Consider the following 19,788-nt stretch of genomic DNA (forward strand, 5'->3'; position numbering starts at 1 on the left):
CAATGAAAAAGAAGATTAACTGGCGCCGACAGATTATCGGTAACGGAATTGTGCTGGCAGTGTTAGCGTTGCTGGTTGGATTTGTTTGGTATCGCACGACGCACGCACAAGACACTTGGCGCCAAATGACGGCTGACAAAACTGTTGTCGTTGGTTTGGACGATACGTATGTGCCAATGGGCTTCCGCGACAAGTCAGGTAAGTTGGTTGGGTACGACGTTGATTTGGCACGGGCAACATTCAAGAAGTTGGGCCTAAAGGTTAAGTTCCAAGCAATTGACTGGTCAATGAAGGAAACTGAACTTGATACGGGTCACATTGATATGATTTGGAATGGTTACACGATTACACCAGCCCGTGCCAAGAAGGTTGCCTTCTCGGTACCATACCACAATGATTCCCAAGTGTTGGTAACGATGCAACGCGATCACATTAACACGATTAAGGATATGGCTGGCAAGACGCTCGCTGCACAAACTGGTTCGGCTGGACTAACGTTGTTTAACGACAAGCCAAAGGTGTTGAAGAGCTTCCTTGGGTCAGCGCCTGTGCAATACGACACCTTTGATAAGGCGTTGAACGACTTGCAAGTTGGCCGAGTGAATGCGGTATTGATTGATTCAGACTACGCCCGTTATTACGTTGCGCACGAGTCAAATCCAGCCGAGTTCAAGGTCATCAAGACTGGTTACGGACAAGACGCTTATGGTATCGGTTTCCGTAAGGGTGATGTAACGTTGCGTGAAAAGGTTAACGGTGTGATTAATGAGTTCAAGAAGGACGGCACACTGGACAAGATTTCTGAGCGCTACTTTGGCACGAAAAACGCAGATTAATTGATTTAGGAGACAACCTCGTGATGGGGTTGTCTTTTTTTGTTTGTGCGCAAGTGGTGGCAAAATTTACGAACAATAATTGCTTAACACCATCAACCAAAAAATTCCAACCGTATTCGAAACGATTCAACAACTTTTGAAGGACGCAGTTAACGTTTGAAAAACGAATGTTCGGTCGAATGGAATTTTAACCAGCTGAAAGTGGGTTGTATCAAATCGGTTTGTCCGTAAGCTTAGTTGTGTAACCAAATCACTTCGGATGGCTAAAAGGAGAAGTTTTAATCATGAAGACGACGTTTGACACAGTTGCTGATGCATTGACCGTATTGCGCCAAGGAGGCGTTATCATCTTGGCGGATGATGAAAGCCGTGAGAATGAAGGTGATCTTGTCGCGCTTGCCCAAGATATTACGCCGGAAACTGTTCACATGATGTTGCGAGAAGCGGCTGGCTTGATGTGCACGCCAGTCGGTCCTGAAATCGCTGAGCGTTTGGGGTTCACAGATATGGTGGCGGAATCAACGGACCCACATCAAACACCATTTACGTACACAGTCGATGGCACTTTTGAGGCAACTGGTGTCACAACCGGTGTGTCAGCGATGGATCGTGCCGCAACGATTCGCCAAATTGCGAACCCAATGGCTACCCGTGCTGACGTTAACGCACCTGGTCACACGCAACCTTTGACGGCCAAGGAAGGTGGTTTGGCAACGCGTATTGGGCACACAGAGGCCGCCGTTGATCTGGCACGTTTGGTTGGGTCAGAACCAGCTGCCGTTATTATTGAAGTCTTGAAGGAAGACGGTACGATGGCCCGTCGTGATGATTTGTTTGAGATGTCTGAACGATTGGATATCCCATTTATTACAATCGAACAAATTAGTGCTTACATGACGGTGCCAGCTGTCTAATTAAAATGATGAGAGGTTCGGATTTACATCCGGACCTCTTTTTTTGTCAAAAGCATCAGGTTAAACGGGAATGTTTGTTTAATTTTGTGAAGAAAACGATTAAACACGAATATTTATTTTTCATTTGTATTACTTCGTGAATAAAAACTGTACATTTAGAACAAACGGTGGTTAAATCATCTTGTAAATACGAACGAAAAGAATGGGGAGAACATAATGAATCGTGTTTCAGTAATAATGGGATCGATATCAGATTGGCCAACGATGAAAGAAGCGGTAGCAATTCTGGAACAATTTGATGTAACAGTCGAAACACATATCATTTCAGCTCATCGGATGCCGACGGAGATGGCAACTTACGCGGCTAATGCTCGCGAAGCTGGGGTGGACGTGATTATTGCCGGTGCTGGTGGCGCAGCTCACCTGCCGGGGATGGTCGCTGCACAAACCACATTGCCTGTTATTGGGGTGCCAATGAAGACGAAAACGTTAAATGGGGTTGATTCATTATTGAGTATCGTACAAATGCCCGCAGGTGTGCCGGTTGGTACGGTTGCTATTGGTGAAGCGGGCGCCAAAAACGCCGCTTACTATGCACTTCAAATGCTTTCAATTACAAATCAAACGTTGGTGACAGAACTTGAAGCATTCCGTGAAAAGCAAGCGCAAAAAGCACGTGAGAGTGAGGAGCAGTTACATGACTAAACCCATTTTGCCACCGGCCACACTTGGGATTGTTGGTGGCGGACAACTTGGCCAAATGATGGCCTTAGCGGCTAAGCCAATGGGATATCGCGTAGTGGTGCTGGACCCACAGATTAACGCACCAGCTGCCCAAATCGCGGACCAACAGTTGGTTGCAAATTACGATGATGAATCTGCGCTACGCAATTTGGCGGATATTGCCGATGTCATTACGTATGAATTTGAAAATGTCAGTCAAGAAGCGTTGACAAATGCAGTGCCAGCTAAGCAGTTGCCACAAGGAACACAACTGTTGCACATCACAGCTAACCGCTTGCGTGAAAAAACATTTATCGCGGATTTGGGATTGCCAGTTGCACCATTCGCGGCCGTCGATAATGTCGTCGCTTTGGATGCTAGTTGCCATAAGGTGTCATTACCAGCGATTCTGAAAACTGTTGAAGGTGGTTATGACGGTCACGGTCAGTGGGACATTCCAAATCAGGAAGCTTTGGCAAACTTATTGGCACACTGGGATGTGCCGGTTAACACGCCGATGATCTTGGAAAAGCAGGTGACATTTGATCGCGAGCTAAGTGTGATGGTTGCCCGTGATATTTCGGGTGATATTAGAACTTGGCCTGTGACGGTCAATGAACATCAGAATCACATTTTGCATGTGTCAGCTGCACCAGCGTCATTATCAGACAAAATTGCGGATGAAATTGCTCACATTGCCAAAACGTTAGCGAACGCGTTGAACCTTGTTGGTGTACTTGGTATTGAAATGTTTGTGGCTGGTGACCAGGTATATGTGAATGAATTGGCACCGCGCCCACACAATTCAGGCCACTTCACCATTGAAGCAACCAACGTTTCACAATTTGAAGGGCATGTGCGTAGTGTGTTGGGATTACCGATTCCAGAAATTAAGCAGTGGGCACCAGCGATGATGTTGAATTTACTAGGGGATGACATCAATCGCGCTCGCCGTGAGTTGGTCGACCATCCTGACTGGCATATGCATGATTACGGGAAAGATGACGTGAAGCCCGGACGAAAGATAGGGCATATCACGGTGACAGGATTACGAGAAATGAAGGCATTACGTGCATGGGGGCATCAAAAGGGATGATTACACAAGAAGCGTTGCTAACAACGGGTAAAGCAAAAGCCGTGTATGCGACTAGCGACCCACAAATTCTTTGGTTGCATAGTTTGGATCAAGCGACAGCATTGAACGGTAAGCAAAAAGAACATATTCCGGATAAGGGACGTTTGACGACACAAATTAGTAGCTTGTTATTCGAGATGCTAAATCAGGCTGGTATTAAGACACATTATCTGTCACCAGTTGATGAGACGGACATTTTGGTCACGCGTCTGACGATGGTGCCGATTGAGGTTGTGGTTCGAAACTTTGCGGTGGGTCACTTTGCTTCACGTTTTGATGTTGAACCGATGACACCGCTTGTTCCGGTGGTTGAAGAGTATTACTACAAGCATGATGACTTAGATGATCCGGCGCTGAATGCGTCTCAAGCGGTGGCGTTAAAGCTAGCGACACCGGCGCAATTGACAGAGATTTCTGACATTACGGCGCGTGTCAATCAATTGCTGACCGAGAAGTTTAAAACAATTGGGATTAAATTACTCGATTTCAAAATTGAATTTGGCTTAGATGACCAAGGTGCATTGGTCTTGGGGGATGAATTGTCACCAGATAATATGCGCTTGATTGACGATGCAACGGGTGCTTCGCTTGATAAGGATGTTTTCCGACGTGGCGAAGGCGACTTGCGTGATGAATATGAAATTGTATTGCACCGTTTGAATGAAACAAAAGGAGAATAACCCATGTTTTTAGCTAAGATTTACGTCACATACAAGCCCTCAATTCTTGATCCACAAGGTGAGGTGATCAAATCAGCTTTGCACCGCATGAATTTTGAAACGGTTGAAACTGTGACGCAAGGTAAGTATTTTGAAGTCACGATGAACAACGATGATGAGGCAGCGGCTTACGATGAAGCAGTGGCTTATACGGAAGCGCTTCTGATTAACCCAAATACTGAAACGTATCGAATTGACCTACTTAAGTCAGTGGAGGCGTAAACATGAAAGCAGCGGTGGTTCGTTTTCCAGGATCAAATTGTGATTTTGATATGTATTACGCCTTGCAAGATTTTGGCGTAGACGTGGCGTTTGTCGATGAAAAAGCCACGTCACTAGCAGGTTTTGATGCAGTCTTTCTACCAGGTGGCTTTTCATATGGCGACTATCTCCGTACTGGGGCGGTTGCGCGCTTTGCACCTGTGATGGACGCTGTTCGAACAGCAGCTGATGACCACAAATTGGTGGTTGGTATCTGCAACGGCTTCCAAATTTTGACGGAAGCGGGGCTATTACCAGGCCAACTCAAGATGAACGAGCATCCAGGTTTCATTTGTGATGAAGTGCCACTTGAAATCGCCAATCAAAACTCACACTTCTCAAAGGCGTATGAAACGCAAACGGTGATGTTGCCGGTTGCCCACGGAGAAGGCCAATATGTTGCCGATGAAGCAACATTAGAAGACTTACGCGACAACAACCAAATCATCTTTAAGTATCGAACAAACGTGAACGGTTCAATGGATCAAATTGCCGGGATTTCAAATCGTAACGGTAACGTATTCGGCATGATGCCACACCCAGAGCGTGCGGTCGATGCGTTGCTTGGTAATACAGATGGTCAGGCATTTTTCAAAAGTTTGTTAACCCCAATTATGACGGAGGCGTTGGTAACCGAATGACAACAGCAACAACCACATATGAACCAACCGCAGAAATGGTTCGTAATGAAAAAATTTATCTCGCATGGGGTCTGACTGAGGCCGAATATGATGCAATTGTCGCCAAGCTTGATCGACTACCGAATTACACCGAAGCAGGTTTGTTTTCGGCCATGTGGTCAGAGCACGTTTCGTACAAAAAGTCTAAGCCGGTTCTACGCACGTTCTGGTCACGCAATGAGCGCGTGTTACAAGGCCCAGGTGAAGGTGCCGGTATTTTAGATATCGGGGATGGCCAAGCGGTTGTTTTCAAGGCGGAATCTCACAATCACCCATCAGCCGTTGAACCATACGAAGGCGCTGCAACAGGAGTTGGCGGTATTCTACGTGATATTTTCTCAATGGGGGCGCAACCAGTTGCTGTCTTGGATAGTTTGCGTTTCGGTGAGCTCGACAATGCCACGACTAAGCATCTATTGGACGGTGTAATTGACGGTATTGCTGGTTATGGTAATGCCATTGGGATTCCGACAGTTGGTGGTGAAATTGGTTTTGATGCCGTTTATCAAGGTAATCCGCTAGTTAACGTGATGGCGGTTGGTGTGATTGATCAAGCAGCGATGCAGGTTGGACGTGCTGAAGGAATTGGTAATACGGTCATGTACGTCGGTGCTAAAACTGGTCGTGATGGTATTCATGGCGCGACTTTTGCGTCAGCCGAATTTTCATCAGATGAAGATCAAAATCGCTCAGCGGTTCAAGTTGGTGATCCGTTCATGGAAAAGTTGGTCATGGATGCCACGCTAAAGGTCATTCGTGAACATGGTGACGTTATTGTCGGTGTGCAAGACATGGGTGCAGCTGGCCTTGTATCATCTTCAGCTGAGATGGCGGGCAAGGCTGGCATGGGGATGCAATTGAACTTGGACCTCGTCCCACAACGTGAAGCCGGCATGACACCGTATGAATTGATGCTGTCAGAATCACAAGAACGCATGTTGTTGGTTGTGGCAGCTGGCCATGAAGCTGAAGTACAAGAGGTCTTTGAAGATGCTGGCCTTGATGCGGTTGCCATTGGAACGGTGACAGATACTGGCCGTTACGAATTGCTTTGTCATGGTGACGTGGCAGCTGATGTACCCGTTGATTTTCTAACGACGGCACCCAAGCAAGACATGCCACAAGCAACGCCAGCTCGTTTAAACGAACCAAGTGCTGATTTTGTGCCTGGCACTGTTGATGGTGCCGCAACGCTTGCTGATTTGTTGCAACAACCAATAATCGCGTCTAAAGCATCATTGTTCCGTCATTTTGACAGCATGGTGCGGGCTGATACGGTTGTGAAACCAGGTGGCGACGCTGCCGTGGTTCGTTTGCGCGGTACCAAGAAAGCATTGGCGATGACGACTGACGTGAATAGTCGTTTCACCTATCTTGATCCTTATATTGGTGGTCAACTGGCGGTGGCTGAAGCGGCCGGTAATGTGGTTGCGACTGGCGCCCAACCGATTGGGATTACAGATTGCTTGAATTTTGGTAATCCAGACGACCCAGAAATTTACTATGAGCTAGCGCAGTCGGTGGCCGGCATCAACCAAATGGCGAAGCAGTTGAATACGCCGGTTATCTCTGGAAACGTGTCACTTTACAACGAAACTGACGGGCAAGCTATTTATCCAACGCCGATGATCGGTATGGCTGGGTTGCACGAAGACGTGAAGATGATTACGACCATCAGTTTTAAAAATGCGGGTGATGTTATTTACGTCCTTGGTGCAACTGATGCCGATTTTAATGGGTCAGAATTACAAAAGATGATGACTGGCGATATTGCTGGTCGTTTACGCGACTTTGACATGACGGAAATTCAAGCCACACAAGCAAAGCTACTAAACACGATTGCAGCTGATTTAGTTGCGAGTGCACACAACATTGCCGAAGGTGGTTTGGGCGTCGCATTGGCAGAAAGTACGTTTAAGACGCCATTTGGGGCAGAGGTGCAGTGGCAAGTACCAACAGCTTGGTTGTTTAGTGAAACACCTGGTCGTTTCGTGGTATCGGTGCCTGCAGTCAACGTCACTGCGTTTGAAGAATTGATGGGCGCTACCGCAACGAAGCTTGGTGTGGTTACTGCAGGTGATGCGATTCAAATGCGTACGACAACAGACGAACTCAATCTATCAAAAACAACATTGCAAAAGAACTATGAGGAGGCCATCACATGGCAACGCAACCAGTGAGTGAGAGTCGATCACTGAATGAAGAATGTGGCATTTTCGGCGTCTGGGGACATCAATCAGCAGCCGATTTGACCTATTATGGGTTGCACGCTTTGCAACACCGCGGTCAAGAAGGTGCTGGTATCGTGGCCAACAAGCAGGGGCATCTTTGGCAAGAACGTGGACTTGGTTTGTTGAGCGACGTGTTCAGTGACCCAAGTCGCTTGCAACATTTGCAAGGACAATCAGCCATTGGTCACGTGCGATACGCAACGGCTGGTTCAGCCGGAATTGAAAACATTCAACCACTGATGGTGAATTTTTCAGATATGCAATTATCACTTGCACATAATGGCAACATCACGAATGCTTTGTCGCTACGTCGTTCATTGGAGCAAAACGGTGCGATTTTCCAATCATCATCAGATACGGAAGTGCTATTACATTTGATTCGCCGTTCAACGGCGTCAACGTTCTATGACAAATTGAAGGATGCTTTGCGTACAGTGTGCGGTGGCTTTGCTTTTTTGCTACTAACACCAACTGCTATGTATGCAGCACTAGACCCGCACGGATTCCGTCCGTTTGTGGTCGGACAATTACCAGATGGTCAATATATTGTGACCAGTGAAACGGCGGCTTTGAATGCGGTTGGCGCGACGTTTATCCGTGATGTACAACCGGGTGAGTTGATCACGATTGATCAACACGGTTTGAAGATTGATCACTACACGACTAACACTGATTTGCATATTGATGCGATGGAATACATTTACTTTGCACGACCAGATTCAGATATCTACGGGGTGAATGTCCATACGGCTCGTAAGCGGATGGGGCGTTTGTTGGCCGCCGAACAGCCGGTTGAGGCAGACTTGGTTGTTGGTGTCCCAAATTCTTCATTATCAGCTGCCATGGGTTTTGCGGAAGCCGCTGGTTTGCCTAACGAAATGGGGCTGGTTAAGAATCAATACATTGCTCGAACGTTTATCGAACCAACCCAAGAACGTCGCGAACGCGCGGCGCGTATGAAGTTGAGCGCCGTGCCGTCAGTTGTGGCCGGTAAGCGCGTAGTCTTGATTGATGATTCGATTGTCCGAGGCACGACATCTAAGTTTATCGTGCGGATGCTACGTGAAGCCGGCGCGAGTGAGGTTCATATTCGAATTGCTTCGCCAGCTTTCAAGTATCCATCATTCTATGGTGTCGATATGCAGACAACAGAAGAGTTGTTGGCCGCTAATTACACGATGAGTGAAATGCAAGAGATGTTGGGCGTTGATTCATTAGCCTTTCTGTCAGTTGACGGGTTGGTTGAAGCGATTGACTTGCCATATGAAGGAAACGGGACTGGTTTAACGACTGCCTATTTTGACGGTCACTATCCATCACCGATTTATGATTACGAGCCAACCTTGGCAGAGGCGAAGGCTGCAGGACAGGTTGACTTTCAACCTGAACCAACAACGACTTACCATCCGAACCAGGTGGCGTCGATTCAAAAACAACAATTACAAGATGCACAGACAGTTGGTTAATTCATTGGGGGAGTTATGACGAATCAAAATGCATACGCGAATGCAGGCGTTGATGTTGCCGCTGGTGAACAAGCCGTCGATTTGATGGGCAACGCCGTATCGGCAACTTATACACCGCAAGTACTTGGCGGCATTGGTGGCTTTTGGGCCGCCTTTGCCTTGGGTAATACGTATCGTGATCCGGTGTTGATTTCAGGAACGGATGGTGTCGGGACAAAGTTGCTGCTAGCAATTGCGGCCGATAAGCACGATACAATTGGCCAAGATTTAGTTGCGATGGTGATGAATGATATTTTGGCGCAAGGTGCTAAGCCACTTTTCCTCCTCGACTATCTGGCGATTGCTAAGATGACACCTGAAAAAGTGGCGACCATTGTCACTGGTATCGCCCAAGCAACGCAAGCAGTTGGGGCTGCTTTGATTGGTGGTGAATCAGCTGAATTGCCTGGTATGTATGCCCCAAACCACTATGATTTGGCTGCGTTCGGTGTCGGCGTTGTTGAGCGCGATGAGATGCTAAATCCGGCTGATGTGGTCGCGGGGGATGTGTTGATTGGATTGCCATCTAGTGGTGTGCATTCCAACGGCTATGCCTTGGTGCGCGAAGTCTTTGGTATCCACGAAGAATCAGATTTTTTGAAACTACCAACGCGTTTGCAAGAGGCATTGCTAAAGCCGACCACGTTGTACGCCCCAGCAATTCTACCTTTGCTGGCCCAAAAGATGATTGTCAGCATGGCACATATTACGGGTGGCGGTATCGTTGGCAATCTGCCCCGTGCGCACGGTGAGCAGGTAACGGCAAACTTGCATTGGGGTTCATGGCCAATGTTACCGATTTTCACGGAGATTCAGACACGTGGCAATTTGACAGCAACGGACATGTTGGAGACGTTTAACCTTGGTTTGGGCATGATTTTGATTGTGAAAGCGAACCAGGTCGACGCGGCCGTGACGATGTTCCAAGATGCCAATCAACCAGCGTTTATCATTGGTGAAATGGTTGCCCGTGAATCAGAACCAATTATCTGGCAAGGAGCGCAACCATGGTGAACAAGCCAAAACTTACTGTTTTTGCGTCAGGCACTGGCTCGAATCTAGCGGCATTGCTGAAAGCTGCCCAAGCCGACACACTCGGTGGTGATATTGTGCGGGTTGTGATTGATCGCAAAAACGCCGGGGCGATTGCCATTGCTGAGGCGGCTAATATTCCGGTATTGCAAATTCGCTACCCGGCTTTCGAGTCACGAGAGGCGGCCGAGCAAGAAATTGTTAAAACGCTAGAGGCGGACGGTGTGACCGGTATTTTATTAGCTGGTTATATGCGTATTTTGACGCCATATATTGTCCAAGCGTTTGAACAACGTATCCTAAATATTCATCCAGCGTTATTGCCTAGTTTTCCTGGTAATAACGCAATCGCTGACGCCTGGGACGCTGGCGTTAAAGTGACTGGCGTAACGATTCATTATGTTGATACGGGGGTTGACTCAGGGCAAATTATTGCGCAGACGCCAGTCCTTATTTCAGAAGACGAAACAATTGATGAACTGACTGCACGTATTCACGACGCGGAACATCATTTGTATCCAGAAACTGTTGCAAAGCTAATTAAAGAAGGAGCATTTCAAGCATGACACGAGCACTACTAAGCGTTTCAGATAAGACCGGTTTGGCGGAGTTTGCCAAGGGACTAGTTGCATTGGGCTATGAGCTGGTTTCAACTGGCGGAACATTGGCAGCGTTACAGACAGCTGATTTACCAGTGACACCAATCGATGAGGTGACACAATTTCCTGAAATGCTCGATGGACGTGTGAAGACGTTGCACCCACGTGTCCATGCTGGCTTGCTAGCCAAGCGTGACAATCCAGACCATATGGCAACGTTGGCCGAACATGACATTACGCCAATTGATTTGGTTGTGGTGAATTTGTACCCATTCAAGGAAACGATTCAAAAGCCAGGCGTGACATTGGCGGATGCCATTGAGAATATTGATATTGGTGGTCCATCAATGTTGCGTTCAGCGGCTAAAAATTATGCGGCGGTATTACCAGTTGTTGATCCAACTGACTATGACGTTGTGCTTGAAAAGCTCCAAACCAACACAATTGATGATGCGTTCCGTCGTCAACTAGGTGCCAAGGTTTTCCGTCACACGGCTGCCTACGATGCTTTGATTGCCGACTACTTGACGGAAGAAGAATTCCCAGCGCAAAAGACCGTCACCTATGAATTGTTTGAGCCATTGCGTTATGGCGAAAATAGTCACCAACAAGCGGCTGCATACCGCGATGCATTGCCAACGGCGTACTCAGTTTTGTCTGCTGATATTTTGCACGGTAAGCAATTGTCATATAACAATATTCGTGATGCTGATGCTGCCTTGCGTATTATTGCTGAGTTTGATGAGCCAACCGTTGTGACGGTTAAGCACATGAATCCAGCTGGAATTGGGCAAGGAACGACGATTGAAACCGCTTGGGATGCGGCCTTTGCTGCTGATGACATCTCTATTTTTGGTGGCATCGTCGCTTTGAACCGTGAAGTTGATTTGGCGACTGCTGAAAAGATGCACCAAATTTTCTTGGAGATTATCATTGCGCCAAGCTTTACGCCTGAAGCGTACGATGTGTTGGCTAAGAAGAATTTGCGTTTGTTGACAGTGCCGTTCACAACGGATGTCCCACAAGAGGTTGAATTGACAGCCGTCCTTGGTGGTGTCGTGATGCAAGAGCGTGACTTGGTATCTGAAACGTTGGCCGATTTCGAAGTGGTTGGTAATGTGCAACCCACGCCAGCGCAACTTGAAGCGATGATCTTTGCCCAAAAGGCGGTGAAGCACGTGAAGTCAAACGCGATTGTGGTTGCCCAAAAGGGACAAACGCTTGGCGTTGGGGCGGGCCAACCAAATCGTATCGATTCAGTTAAGATGGCGATTACGAAGGCAAGTGAAAAGCCTGGCTTTGAAAATGCGGTTTTGGCATCGGACGCCTTCTTCCCAATGGACGACTCAGTAACCTACGCAGCTGAACATGGGATTACGGCAATTGTGGAACCCGGTGGCTCAATTAAGGATCAAGCGTCAATCGATAAGGCCAACGAACTTGGCATTGCATTGGTATTTTCTGGCACACGCCACTTTAAGCACTAGGAGAGAGATATGGCGAAGGTGATGGTAATTGGGTCCGGGGCCCGCGAACATGCGTTGGCAGAAACGTTTCTGCGAAGTACTGAAGTTGAAGAAGTTATTGTGGTGCCGGGTAATGCTGGCATGCAGTCAGCGGGTATTCGGACAGTTGATCATGACATGCTGGATGTCACTGGATTGCGTCATCTAGCAGAACAAGAAGCGGTTGATTTGACGTTTGTTGGTTCAGAGGCGCCCTTGATTGCTGGTGTGGTCGACGTTTTTCAAACAGCAGGGCTAAAGATTTTTGGTCCCACGCAACAAGCTGCGCAGCTAGAAGGTTCAAAGCAATTTGCCAAGGACGTCATGGCGCAAGCAGGGGTGCCAACCGCTACGTCAGTGATGGTTACCAATGAGTCTAGCGCATTGCAGGCGCTAAAAAACTTTGACTTGCCACTTGTCATTAAGCAAGATGGTTTGGCAGCCGGCAAGGGCGTGGTGATTTGTCGTGACCGTGAAGATGCTGAAACGATGATTCAACTCGCGTATGAACGTCGGGCGGATGCGCCGTTGGTCATTGAGTCATATATGGCGGGTGTGGAGTTTTCAATATTTAGTTTAGTTGGCCCAAATGGTGTCATTCACGCACCAATTGCGCAAGATCATAAGCGCCGTTTCGACAATGATCAAGGTCTAAATACTGGTGGTATGGGTGCCTATTCGCCAGTTCGCTGGGTTTCAGATGAGATTGTGCAAGAAGCCATTCAAACGTTGGTGTTACCAACATTGGACACGATGGCAGCGCGCGCGATGCCGTTCACGGGTGTGTTGTACACAGGTGTGATGCTGACTGATGACGGTCCTAAAGTCGTCGAATATAATGTGCGCTTTGGTGATCCGGAGGCTCAGGTTGTTTTGCCACAGCTACAAAGTGATTTTTATGAACTTATTTCGACACTATTGGCTGGTGAACAACCGAAGGCAATCTGGCAACAGGATGACGTCTATGTTGGCGTCGTGCTGGTGAACCCAAGTTATCCTGCAACAACTACTGAGCATATCGACCTACCATCATTTTCAATTGCTGACATCAACACATTTTATGCGGGCGTGACGCGAAATGATGATAAACTAATAAGTAATGGTGGTCGTATCGCCACGGTTGTCGGTCATGCAGCGACGGCGTCACAGGCGCAAGAGATGGTGTATGAGGCAATTGATGCGACACAAACAACATTAGCTTATCGCCATGATATTGGTTATCAGGCGGTTCGAGAAGAAAATAAGGTGGTATCTGGGGATGCAAACTGATATTGAAATTGCACAAGCGGCTGAAGTTTGGCCAATTGAAAAAATTGCAGAGAAGGCTGGCTTGACGGCAGCTGAATGGGAACCATACGGTCGTGATAAAGCCAAGATTGAAATCGATGAAACTGCCCGACAAAATGATTTGGGTAAGTTGATTTTGGTGACGTCAATTAACCCAACACCGGCTGGTGAAGGTAAGTCAACGGTGACGGTTGGCTTGGCTGATGCGCTAAGTTTGGCTGGTAAGAAGACAATGGTTGCGTTGCGTGAGCCATCACTTGGACCAGTTATGGGCTTGAAGGGTGGTGCCACTGGTGGTGGATACGCCCAAGTTGTCCCAATGGCTGACATCAACTTGCACTTTACGGGTGATTTCCATGCTTTGACAAGTGCCCACAACACGTTGGCTGCCGTTATCGATAACAGCATCTACCAAGGAAATCCTTTGAACATTGACCCACGTCGTTTGCTTTGGAAGCGCGCTTTGGACGTTAATGATCGTGCTTTGCGCCACATTACAATTGGTTTGGGTGGCCCAACTTCTGGGGTGCCACGTGAAGATGGTTTTGATATCACGGTTGCTTCTGAACTGATGGCTATTTTGACGTTGTCACATGATTTGATGGATATGAAGGCGCGTATTGAACGCATCGTTATCGGTTACACGTATGACAAGGAACCTGTGACAGTTAAGGACTTGGGCGTTGCTGGGGCGTTGACGACGTTGTTGAAGGATGCGATTAAGCCAAACTTGGTTCAAACGATTGCCCACACGCCAACGTTGATTCACGGAGGCCCATTTGCCAATATTGCGCAAGGAACCAACTCAGTTCGCGCAACTAAGACAGCTTTGCAATTGGCGGACTACGTTGTCACTGAAGCTGGTTTCGGGGCTGACTTGGGTGGTGAGAAGTTTTTGGACTTCAAGGTGCCATTGTTGGGCAAGACACCGGACGCAATTGTCATTGTGGCGACGGTACGTGCGTTGAAGATGCACGGCGGTTTGCCTAAGACGGAATTGACGGAACCTAATTTGGACGCTTTGTCAGCTGGCTTGGCTAACTTGGGGCAACACTTGCAGAGTATGTCACGTTACGGCGTGCCAGTTGTCGTTGCCGTTAACCGCTTTGTGAGTGACACACCTGAAGAAATCGAGATGGTTGAAAATTACGTTCGTGAGCGTGGTGCTGAGGCCTACATGGCTGACGTTTGGGCGCAAGGTGGTGCTGGTGCGCCAGAGTTGGCGCAAGCGGTTATCGCAGCTACTGAGCAAGAAAGTCACTTTACGCCATTGTATGCACCTGAAGATGATGCTGTCACAAAGATCGAAAAGATTGTACAAACAATTTACGGCGGTGCTGGTGTTGAGTTGTCAGATAAGGCTGCTAAGCAATTGCGTGAGTTTGCTAAGCGTGGTTGGGATAAGATGCCAGTTATCATGGCAAAGACGCAATACTCACTAAGTGACGATGCGAAGAAGTTGGGCGCACCGGCGAACTTTAAGATTCATGTGCGTGAATTTGTGCCTAAGTTAGGCGCTGGCTTCTTGGTTGCCTTGACTGGTTCAATTTTGACGATGCCTGGCTTGCCAAGTCACCCGGCAGCATATGATATTGATATTGATGAAAGCGGTCAGATTACTGGCTTGTTCTAAAATTGCATACAAAAAGCCGATCTAACTGATCGGCTTTTTGTATGCAATGATGTTGTTGTAAGCACCCGTTTTAATGAAACCAAGCTTTTCCAAGACACGCTGTGAAGCGACGTTATCAACAAATGTTTCAGCTAGTAGAGTTGTTGGGTTCGGTAGTGCTGCAATAAAGCTGTGTAAAGCTTGGGTCATAATGCCGTGACCTGTAAACCGGCTATCTAAGAAATAGGCCAGGTCATATTCATTGGGGATGAAGTCGCCGGTTTCTGAGACCCGTGCGTAGGTGATAATGCTACCGATAATTTGTGATTTATACACGATGGCAGCCTGGAATGGCTGATATAAATCCGTTTCAAACATCATGCGACGTTGCTGCGTGTCTGCATCGGGCAAACCAGCTCCTTGCATAATTTCAGGTTGTGCGATTAATTTTTCATAGGCATCGAAGTCTGTCGATTGCCAGGAACGTAAGGTGATTTTAGCCATTTTTTAGAACCATGAATTACTGAATCCGTTCATGCGGTACGCGCGCGGGGCGTAATTACCATAGAACTGTGCGGCGAGTTGTAACCAAGCAATCGCGAGTAGCCAGCCAGCCACAGCATCAGAAAATGTGTAGTTAGTTGAGAGAATCGTGCCGATAAAGGTGAGAATCCACCCCGTTAAAATAATAATTTGACCAGCAATTTGACGCGGAAATGATTTCAACTCCGGCACGACAATCTTGCTGAGAAAGAAATAAAGTAACGTGACGAAAAACATGGTATGGGCTGGAAACTGGGTGACCTGCCCGGCTAAACGGTGGTGAAAAATTAACGAAAAGATGTTAATCAGTAACCAACCGCTGATAGTTGTCAGGACAATCCAAGCAGCTGGAATTTTGAACTTAAAGCCCCAAAGTAGAAAGGCAAGTGCAAAAATGACCAGGCCAAATAACAAGCCGTGACTAAACAAAACGAATGGTTTAGTTAATGTCGATAGTGACGCAGGGGCCAGGCTATCTAAAAAATTCTGCTCGGTTGAATCGATCAGGGTCAGCGTTGGTGCGCTGACGAAAGTACTGATGGTTAGAATTAAAAACGCCAGTACACTTATTATTAGCATAATAAGCCGGCTTTTAGAGGGCTTAATGATCATGATAATCGACAACTCCTTTAACAACCAATGTGGTTAACTAACTTTTCCTCTATCGTATCATCAATGTTTTTAAAAAGGGTGTGATTAAGTTTTATGCTTAAGCGGTATTTAAGAAGTTTTTGGGATTAGATTGCGAGTTGGGTTGACGACGCCTGAAAACATGCTTATACTTAGTTTCATAAATTAAATATGACATAGAGGTCGCAACCAACATGAGTGGTCAACCAAGTCGGCAGACAAGGCGGTTGATTTAAAGGGGCGGTTGCCGAAATGTGTTTTCACGGCGGTGAAACATGTTGGTCCTTACGTGAACAACGGAAGGACTGTCGCAGCAAAATTCGTCGGCTGCGGAGCGCTATCGACAACACTAATGATTTCAAACGAGGTCCCTAGTTTATGCGATGGTATGAACTGGGGACTTTTTTCGTTCTCACGAGTGCGATTAGGCCTCTCTATATAGGAGGAATTATGTCAGATAATCAACAGAATCAAGGGACGCTGAAGCGCACGATGAAGACGCGTCACCTGTCAATGATTGCCCTTGGTGGGACAATCGGAACTGGTTTGTTCGTTGCCTCAGGTGCAACGGTTGCACAAGCTGGACCATTCGGAGCCCTGACTGCTTATGCGGTTATCGGTTTGATGGTTTACTTCTTGATGACCAGTTTGGGTGAGATGGCGACTTACATGCCAGTTTCAGGTTCATTCTCAACGTTCGCCGATCGTTTCGTTGATCCTGCTTTCGGTTTTGCCATGGGTTGGAATTATTGGTTTAATTGGGCAATTACGGTTGCGGTTGAAGCGGCAACGGTCGGTGTGGTCATGGGCTACTGGTTGCCAAATGTTCCAAGTTGGATTTGGTCAGCACTAGTGTTGCTCTTGATTACGGTCATTAACTTGATGTCAGCTAAGTCATACGCTGAAACTGAGTTCTGGATGGCAACAATTAAGGTTGTTGCGGTTGTTGCGTTCTTGGTCATCGGAGTTGCAACGATCTTCGGTATCATGGCTTATCACCCGGATGTCCCACGTAACTTGTCAGCTGGTGGTAACCACGGATTTGTTGGTGGTGTTGGTGGTATGCTAGCCGTCTTCATGGTGGCTGGTTTCTCATTCCAAGGAACTGAAATGGTTGGTATTACGGCTGGTGAGTCAGAAACACCAGAAACGTCAGTGCCAACGGCTATCAAGCAAGTCTTCTGGCGTATCCTATTGTTCTACATCCTTGCCATCTTCATTATTGGGGCATTGATTTACTACAAGGATCCAAACTTGCTCCGTTCAAGTGAAACAAACATTGCGGTCTCACCATTTACTTTGGTCTTTAAGCAAGCTGGTTTGGCTGCTGCCGCTTCAATTATGAACGCTGTTATCTTGACGTCAGTTATTTCTTCAGCTAACTCTGGTGTATACGCTTCAACGCGTATGTTGTACGCTATGGCCGTTGAAGGAAAGGCGCCAAAGATATTCGCACGTGTTAACATCAACACGGGTATTCCAGTACCAGCTTTGTTGGCTACGGTTGCCGTTGGTTTGTTGACGTTCGTCACGTCTGTTTTCGGACCTGGCATCTACTACTACTTGGTGGCTGCTTCAGGTTTGACTGGATTCATCGCTTGGATTGGTATCGCGATTTCACACTATCGTTTCCGTCGTGCCTTTGTCGCACAAGGTCGTGATGTGAAGAAGCTCCGCTACCATGCTAAGTGGTTCCCAGTTGGCCCAATCTTGGCTTTGGTATTGTCAATCGTCGTTGTTGTTGGACAAGATTTGGCATCATTCCAAGGACCAATTTCACACTGGAACTGGTCAGGAATTATCACAACGTACATGTCACTACCATTGTTTATTGGGTTGTACCTTGGATACAAGATTAAGCACAAGACAAAGTTGCGTAAGTTGACGGAAGTTGATTTGGATACGGACGCACGACAATAATAATGTTCAAAAACGCACAAGCTGTAAGCTTGTGTGTTTTTTGTTTGAATATTGGAACAGATAACAAACAAAAATTGTGTACAAAAAAAGTGAAAAATAGTACAATTAATGTCAGTTAGATAGATACACTATCAACACAAAACGAAGGAGATTTTTCAGATCATGAAGAAGACCAAGATTGTTTCAACGCTTGGACCAGCTAGTTCTGACGTCGAGACTATTACTAAGTTGATCGAGTCAGGTGCAAACGTTGTACGTTTCAACTTCTCACACGGAGACCACGAAGAGCACTTGGGTCGTATGAACGCTGTGCGCGAAGCTGAGAAGATTTCAGGTAAGACTGTAGGATTCTTGTTGGACACTAAGGGTGCCGAAATCCGTACAACTGTTCAAGAGCCAGGTAAGATTGAGTTCAACATCGGTGATGTTGTTCGCATCTCAATGGATGCTTCTCTTGAAGGTACTAAGGAAAAGGTTGCCGTAACTTACCCTGGTTTGTTCGACGACGTTAAGGTTGGCGGACACGTTTTGTTCGACGACGGTAAGATCGACATGTTGATCACTGAAAAGGACGAAGCTAACCGCGAATTGGTTACTGAAGTTCAAAACCACGGTTTGTTGGGATCACGTAAGGGTGTTAACGCACCTGGTGTTTCAATCAACTTGCCAGGTATCACTGAAAAGGATGCCGATGACATCCGCTTCGGTTTGGAACAAGGTATCCAATACATCGCCGCTTCATTCGTACGTAAGCCTTCAGACGTTGAAGACATCCGTGCTTTGTTGGTAGAAGCTGGTAAGGAAGACGTTATGATCTTCCCTAAGATCGAATCACAAGAAGGTATCGACAACTTTGCCGAAATCTTGAAGGTTTCTGATGGTTTGATGATTGCTCGTGGAGACATGGGTGTTGAAATCCCAGCAGAAAACGTTCCTTTGGTACAAAAGGACTTGATCCGCATGATGAACGCTGCCGGTAAGCCAGTTATCACTGCTACTGACATGTTGGACTCAATGCAAGAGAACCCACGCCCAACGCGTGCCGAAGCTTCCGACGTTGCCAACGCCGTATTTGACGGAACTGACGCTACTATGTTGTCAGGTGAGTCAGCTAACGGTGCTTACCCAGTTGCTGCTGTTGCTACTATGGCACGCATCGACGAGAAGGCTGAAACTGCTTTGGCAGCAAACGGCCGTCACGTAAACGACTTCGACGCATCAGACGTTACTGAATCAGTTGCTGCTGCTGTTGCTACGGCTGCAGAAAACTTGAACGTTAAGGCTATTGTTGCTGCAACGACTTCAGGTTACACGGCAAAGATGATCTCAAAGTACCGTCCTAACGCTGATATCTTGGCATTGACGTTCGACGAGCGTGTACAACGTTCATTGACGATCTACTGGGGTGTTCAACCAGTGATCTCAGAAGCAGTGGACAACACTGACGCTTTGATCGAATTGGCTAAGAAGGAAGTTGTTGCTGCAGGTTTGGCAGAAAAGGGTGATACTATCATCGTTACTGCAGGTATTCCTGTAACGACTTCAGGTACGACTAACTTGATGACGATCGTTACGGTCGACTAATTATTAGTTGTTAATTAAGAACGAGAGATACATTGTATCTCTCGTTTTTTTGTTGTCGCGAAAAGCAAAGAA

At 47.1% G+C, this 19,788-nt stretch carries 18 protein-coding genes and 1 riboswitch; of the genes, 16 read left to right on the forward strand and 2 right to left on the reverse strand.

Going from position 1 to position 19,788, the window contains the following annotated elements:
• Nucleotides 1-2 precede the first annotated feature (2 nt).
• From C6P11_RS03630 to C6P11_RS03695, 14 genes are all read left to right on the forward strand, one after another.
• Nucleotides 3-836 (forward strand): amino acid ABC transporter substrate-binding protein, encoded by an 834-nt coding sequence (locus tag C6P11_RS03630; protein ID WP_003608188.1) that lies wholly within the window; start codon nt 3-5, stop codon nt 834-836.
• 284 nt (nt 837-1,120) lie between these two features.
• Nucleotides 1,121-1,750, forward strand: coding sequence for a 3,4-dihydroxy-2-butanone-4-phosphate synthase (ribB, locus tag C6P11_RS03635; protein WP_135518650.1), 630 nt, complete (start codon nt 1,121-1,123; stop codon nt 1,748-1,750).
• A gap of 216 nt (nt 1,751-1,966) precedes the next feature.
• On the forward strand, nt 1,967-2,455 hold the full coding sequence (gene purE, locus C6P11_RS03640) for a 5-(carboxyamino)imidazole ribonucleotide mutase (RefSeq protein WP_135518652.1): 489 nt from the start codon (nt 1,967-1,969) through the stop codon (nt 2,453-2,455).
• Nucleotides 2,448-3,569 (forward strand): 5-(carboxyamino)imidazole ribonucleotide synthase, encoded by a 1,122-nt coding sequence (gene purK / locus C6P11_RS03645; protein ID WP_135518654.1) that lies wholly within the window; start codon nt 2,448-2,450, stop codon nt 3,567-3,569. Before purE ends, purK begins: the two co-directional genes overlap by 8 nt.
• Nucleotides 3,566-4,288, forward strand: a complete 723-nt coding sequence (purC, locus tag C6P11_RS03650; RefSeq protein ID WP_167849522.1) for a phosphoribosylaminoimidazolesuccinocarboxamide synthase — start codon at nt 3,566-3,568, stop codon at nt 4,286-4,288. Before purK ends, purC begins: the two co-directional genes overlap by 4 nt.
• A gap of 3 nt (nt 4,289-4,291) precedes the next feature.
• Complete coding sequence (purS, locus tag C6P11_RS03655) at nt 4,292-4,549, forward strand: phosphoribosylformylglycinamidine synthase subunit PurS (protein ID WP_135518658.1); 258 nt, start codon at nt 4,292-4,294, stop codon at nt 4,547-4,549.
• A gap of 2 nt (nt 4,550-4,551) precedes the next feature.
• Nucleotides 4,552-5,229 carry a phosphoribosylformylglycinamidine synthase subunit PurQ gene (gene purQ, locus C6P11_RS03660; protein ID WP_135518660.1) on the forward strand — a complete coding sequence of 226 codons (678 nt, stop codon included), beginning with the start codon at nt 4,552-4,554 and terminating at the stop codon, nt 5,227-5,229.
• The gene (gene purL, locus C6P11_RS03665; protein ID WP_135518662.1) at nt 5,226-7,448 is read left to right on the forward strand and encodes a phosphoribosylformylglycinamidine synthase subunit PurL; all 2,223 of its coding nucleotides are present in this window, start codon (nt 5,226-5,228) and stop codon (nt 7,446-7,448) included. Before purQ ends, purL begins: the two co-directional genes overlap by 4 nt.
• The gene (gene purF / locus C6P11_RS03670; RefSeq protein WP_135518664.1) at nt 7,430-8,965 is read left to right on the forward strand and encodes an amidophosphoribosyltransferase; all 1,536 of its coding nucleotides are present in this window, start codon (nt 7,430-7,432) and stop codon (nt 8,963-8,965) included. The genes purL and purF overlap by 19 nt, the downstream gene beginning before the upstream one ends.
• A gap of 15 nt (nt 8,966-8,980) precedes the next feature.
• Entirely contained in the window at nt 8,981-10,018 is a 1,038-nt protein-coding gene (purM, locus tag C6P11_RS03675) for a phosphoribosylformylglycinamidine cyclo-ligase (protein WP_135518665.1), read from the forward strand.
• On the forward strand, nt 10,012-10,602 hold the full coding sequence (gene purN / locus C6P11_RS03680; protein ID WP_135518668.1) for a phosphoribosylglycinamide formyltransferase: 591 nt from the start codon (nt 10,012-10,014) through the stop codon (nt 10,600-10,602). The genes purM and purN overlap by 7 nt, the downstream gene beginning before the upstream one ends.
• The gene (gene purH, locus C6P11_RS03685; protein WP_135518670.1) at nt 10,599-12,122 is read left to right on the forward strand and encodes a bifunctional phosphoribosylaminoimidazolecarboxamide formyltransferase/IMP cyclohydrolase; all 1,524 of its coding nucleotides are present in this window, start codon (nt 10,599-10,601) and stop codon (nt 12,120-12,122) included. Before purN ends, purH begins: the two co-directional genes overlap by 4 nt.
• 9 nt (nt 12,123-12,131) lie before the next feature.
• A complete protein-coding gene (purD, locus tag C6P11_RS03690; RefSeq protein WP_135518672.1) occupies nt 12,132-13,409 on the forward strand; it encodes a phosphoribosylamine--glycine ligase in 1,278 nt (425 codons plus the stop codon).
• Nucleotides 13,399-15,060, forward strand: coding sequence for a formate--tetrahydrofolate ligase (locus tag C6P11_RS03695; RefSeq protein WP_135518674.1), 1,662 nt, complete (start codon nt 13,399-13,401; stop codon nt 15,058-15,060). Before purD ends, C6P11_RS03695 begins: the two co-directional genes overlap by 11 nt.
• 21 nt (nt 15,061-15,081) lie before the next feature.
• Here C6P11_RS03695 and C6P11_RS03700 read toward each other — a convergent pair whose 3' ends face one another.
• Together C6P11_RS03700 and C6P11_RS03705 are read right to left on the reverse strand one after the other, a co-directional pair.
• Nucleotides 15,082-15,543 (reverse strand): GNAT family N-acetyltransferase, encoded by a 462-nt coding sequence (locus C6P11_RS03700; protein ID WP_135518676.1) that lies wholly within the window; start codon nt 15,541-15,543, stop codon nt 15,082-15,084.
• A 3-nt stretch (nt 15,544-15,546) separates the two neighbouring features.
• Nucleotides 15,547-16,194: a hypothetical protein gene (locus tag C6P11_RS03705; protein WP_135518678.1), complete on the reverse strand. Its 648-nt coding sequence runs from the start codon at nt 16,192-16,194 to the stop codon at nt 15,547-15,549.
• A gap of 187 nt (nt 16,195-16,381) precedes the next feature.
• Nucleotides 16,382-16,560: riboswitch (Lysine riboswitch) on the forward strand.
• 102 nt (nt 16,561-16,662) lie between these two features.
• Between C6P11_RS03705 and C6P11_RS03710 the strand changes: the two genes are divergently transcribed.
• Nucleotides 16,663-18,132: an amino acid permease gene (locus tag C6P11_RS03710; RefSeq protein WP_135518680.1), complete on the forward strand. Its 1,470-nt coding sequence runs from the start codon at nt 16,663-16,665 to the stop codon at nt 18,130-18,132.
• Nucleotides 18,133-18,294: 162 nt separating this feature from the next.
• Entirely contained in the window at nt 18,295-19,716 is a 1,422-nt protein-coding gene (pyk, locus tag C6P11_RS03715) for a pyruvate kinase (RefSeq protein ID WP_135518682.1), read from the forward strand.
• Nucleotides 19,717-19,788 lie beyond the last annotated feature (72 nt).

It is taken from the genome of Weissella confusa, assembly GCF_004766315.1.
GTDB lineage: Bacteria > Bacillota > Bacilli > Lactobacillales > Lactobacillaceae > Weissella > Weissella confusa_A.

What these genes read in the sequence shown, in the direction of transcription:
- C6P11_RS03630 (WP_003608188.1), top strand. Translation starts at nt 3, where the DNA reads ATGAAAAAGAAGATTAACTGGCGCCGACAGATTATCGGTAACGGAATT.
- ribB (WP_135518650.1), top strand. Translation starts at nt 1,121, where the DNA reads ATGAAGACGACGTTTGACACAGTTGCTGATGCATTGACCGTATTGCGC.
- purE (WP_135518652.1), top strand. Translation starts at nt 1,967, where the DNA reads ATGAATCGTGTTTCAGTAATAATGGGATCGATATCAGATTGGCCAACG.
- purK (WP_135518654.1), top strand. Translation starts at nt 2,448, where the DNA reads ATGACTAAACCCATTTTGCCACCGGCCACACTTGGGATTGTTGGTGGC.
- purC (WP_167849522.1), top strand. Translation starts at nt 3,566, where the DNA reads ATGATTACACAAGAAGCGTTGCTAACAACGGGTAAAGCAAAAGCCGTG.
- purS (WP_135518658.1), top strand. Translation starts at nt 4,292, where the DNA reads ATGTTTTTAGCTAAGATTTACGTCACATACAAGCCCTCAATTCTTGAT.
- purQ (WP_135518660.1), top strand. Translation starts at nt 4,552, where the DNA reads ATGAAAGCAGCGGTGGTTCGTTTTCCAGGATCAAATTGTGATTTTGAT.
- purL (WP_135518662.1), top strand. Translation starts at nt 5,226, where the DNA reads ATGACAACAGCAACAACCACATATGAACCAACCGCAGAAATGGTTCGT.
- purF (WP_135518664.1), top strand. Translation starts at nt 7,430, where the DNA reads ATGGCAACGCAACCAGTGAGTGAGAGTCGATCACTGAATGAAGAATGT.
- purM (WP_135518665.1), top strand. Translation starts at nt 8,981, where the DNA reads ATGACGAATCAAAATGCATACGCGAATGCAGGCGTTGATGTTGCCGCT.
- purN (WP_135518668.1), top strand. Translation starts at nt 10,012, where the DNA reads ATGGTGAACAAGCCAAAACTTACTGTTTTTGCGTCAGGCACTGGCTCG.
- purH (WP_135518670.1), top strand. Translation starts at nt 10,599, where the DNA reads ATGACACGAGCACTACTAAGCGTTTCAGATAAGACCGGTTTGGCGGAG.
- purD (WP_135518672.1), top strand. Translation starts at nt 12,132, where the DNA reads ATGGCGAAGGTGATGGTAATTGGGTCCGGGGCCCGCGAACATGCGTTG.
- C6P11_RS03695 (WP_135518674.1), top strand. Translation starts at nt 13,399, where the DNA reads ATGCAAACTGATATTGAAATTGCACAAGCGGCTGAAGTTTGGCCAATT.
- C6P11_RS03700 (WP_135518676.1), bottom strand. Translation starts at nt 15,543, where the DNA reads ATGGCTAAAATCACCTTACGTTCCTGGCAATCGACAGACTTCGATGCC.
- C6P11_RS03705 (WP_135518678.1), bottom strand. Translation starts at nt 16,194, where the DNA reads ATGATCATTAAGCCCTCTAAAAGCCGGCTTATTATGCTAATAATAAGT.
- C6P11_RS03710 (WP_135518680.1), top strand. Translation starts at nt 16,663, where the DNA reads ATGTCAGATAATCAACAGAATCAAGGGACGCTGAAGCGCACGATGAAG.
- pyk (WP_135518682.1), top strand. Translation starts at nt 18,295, where the DNA reads ATGAAGAAGACCAAGATTGTTTCAACGCTTGGACCAGCTAGTTCTGAC.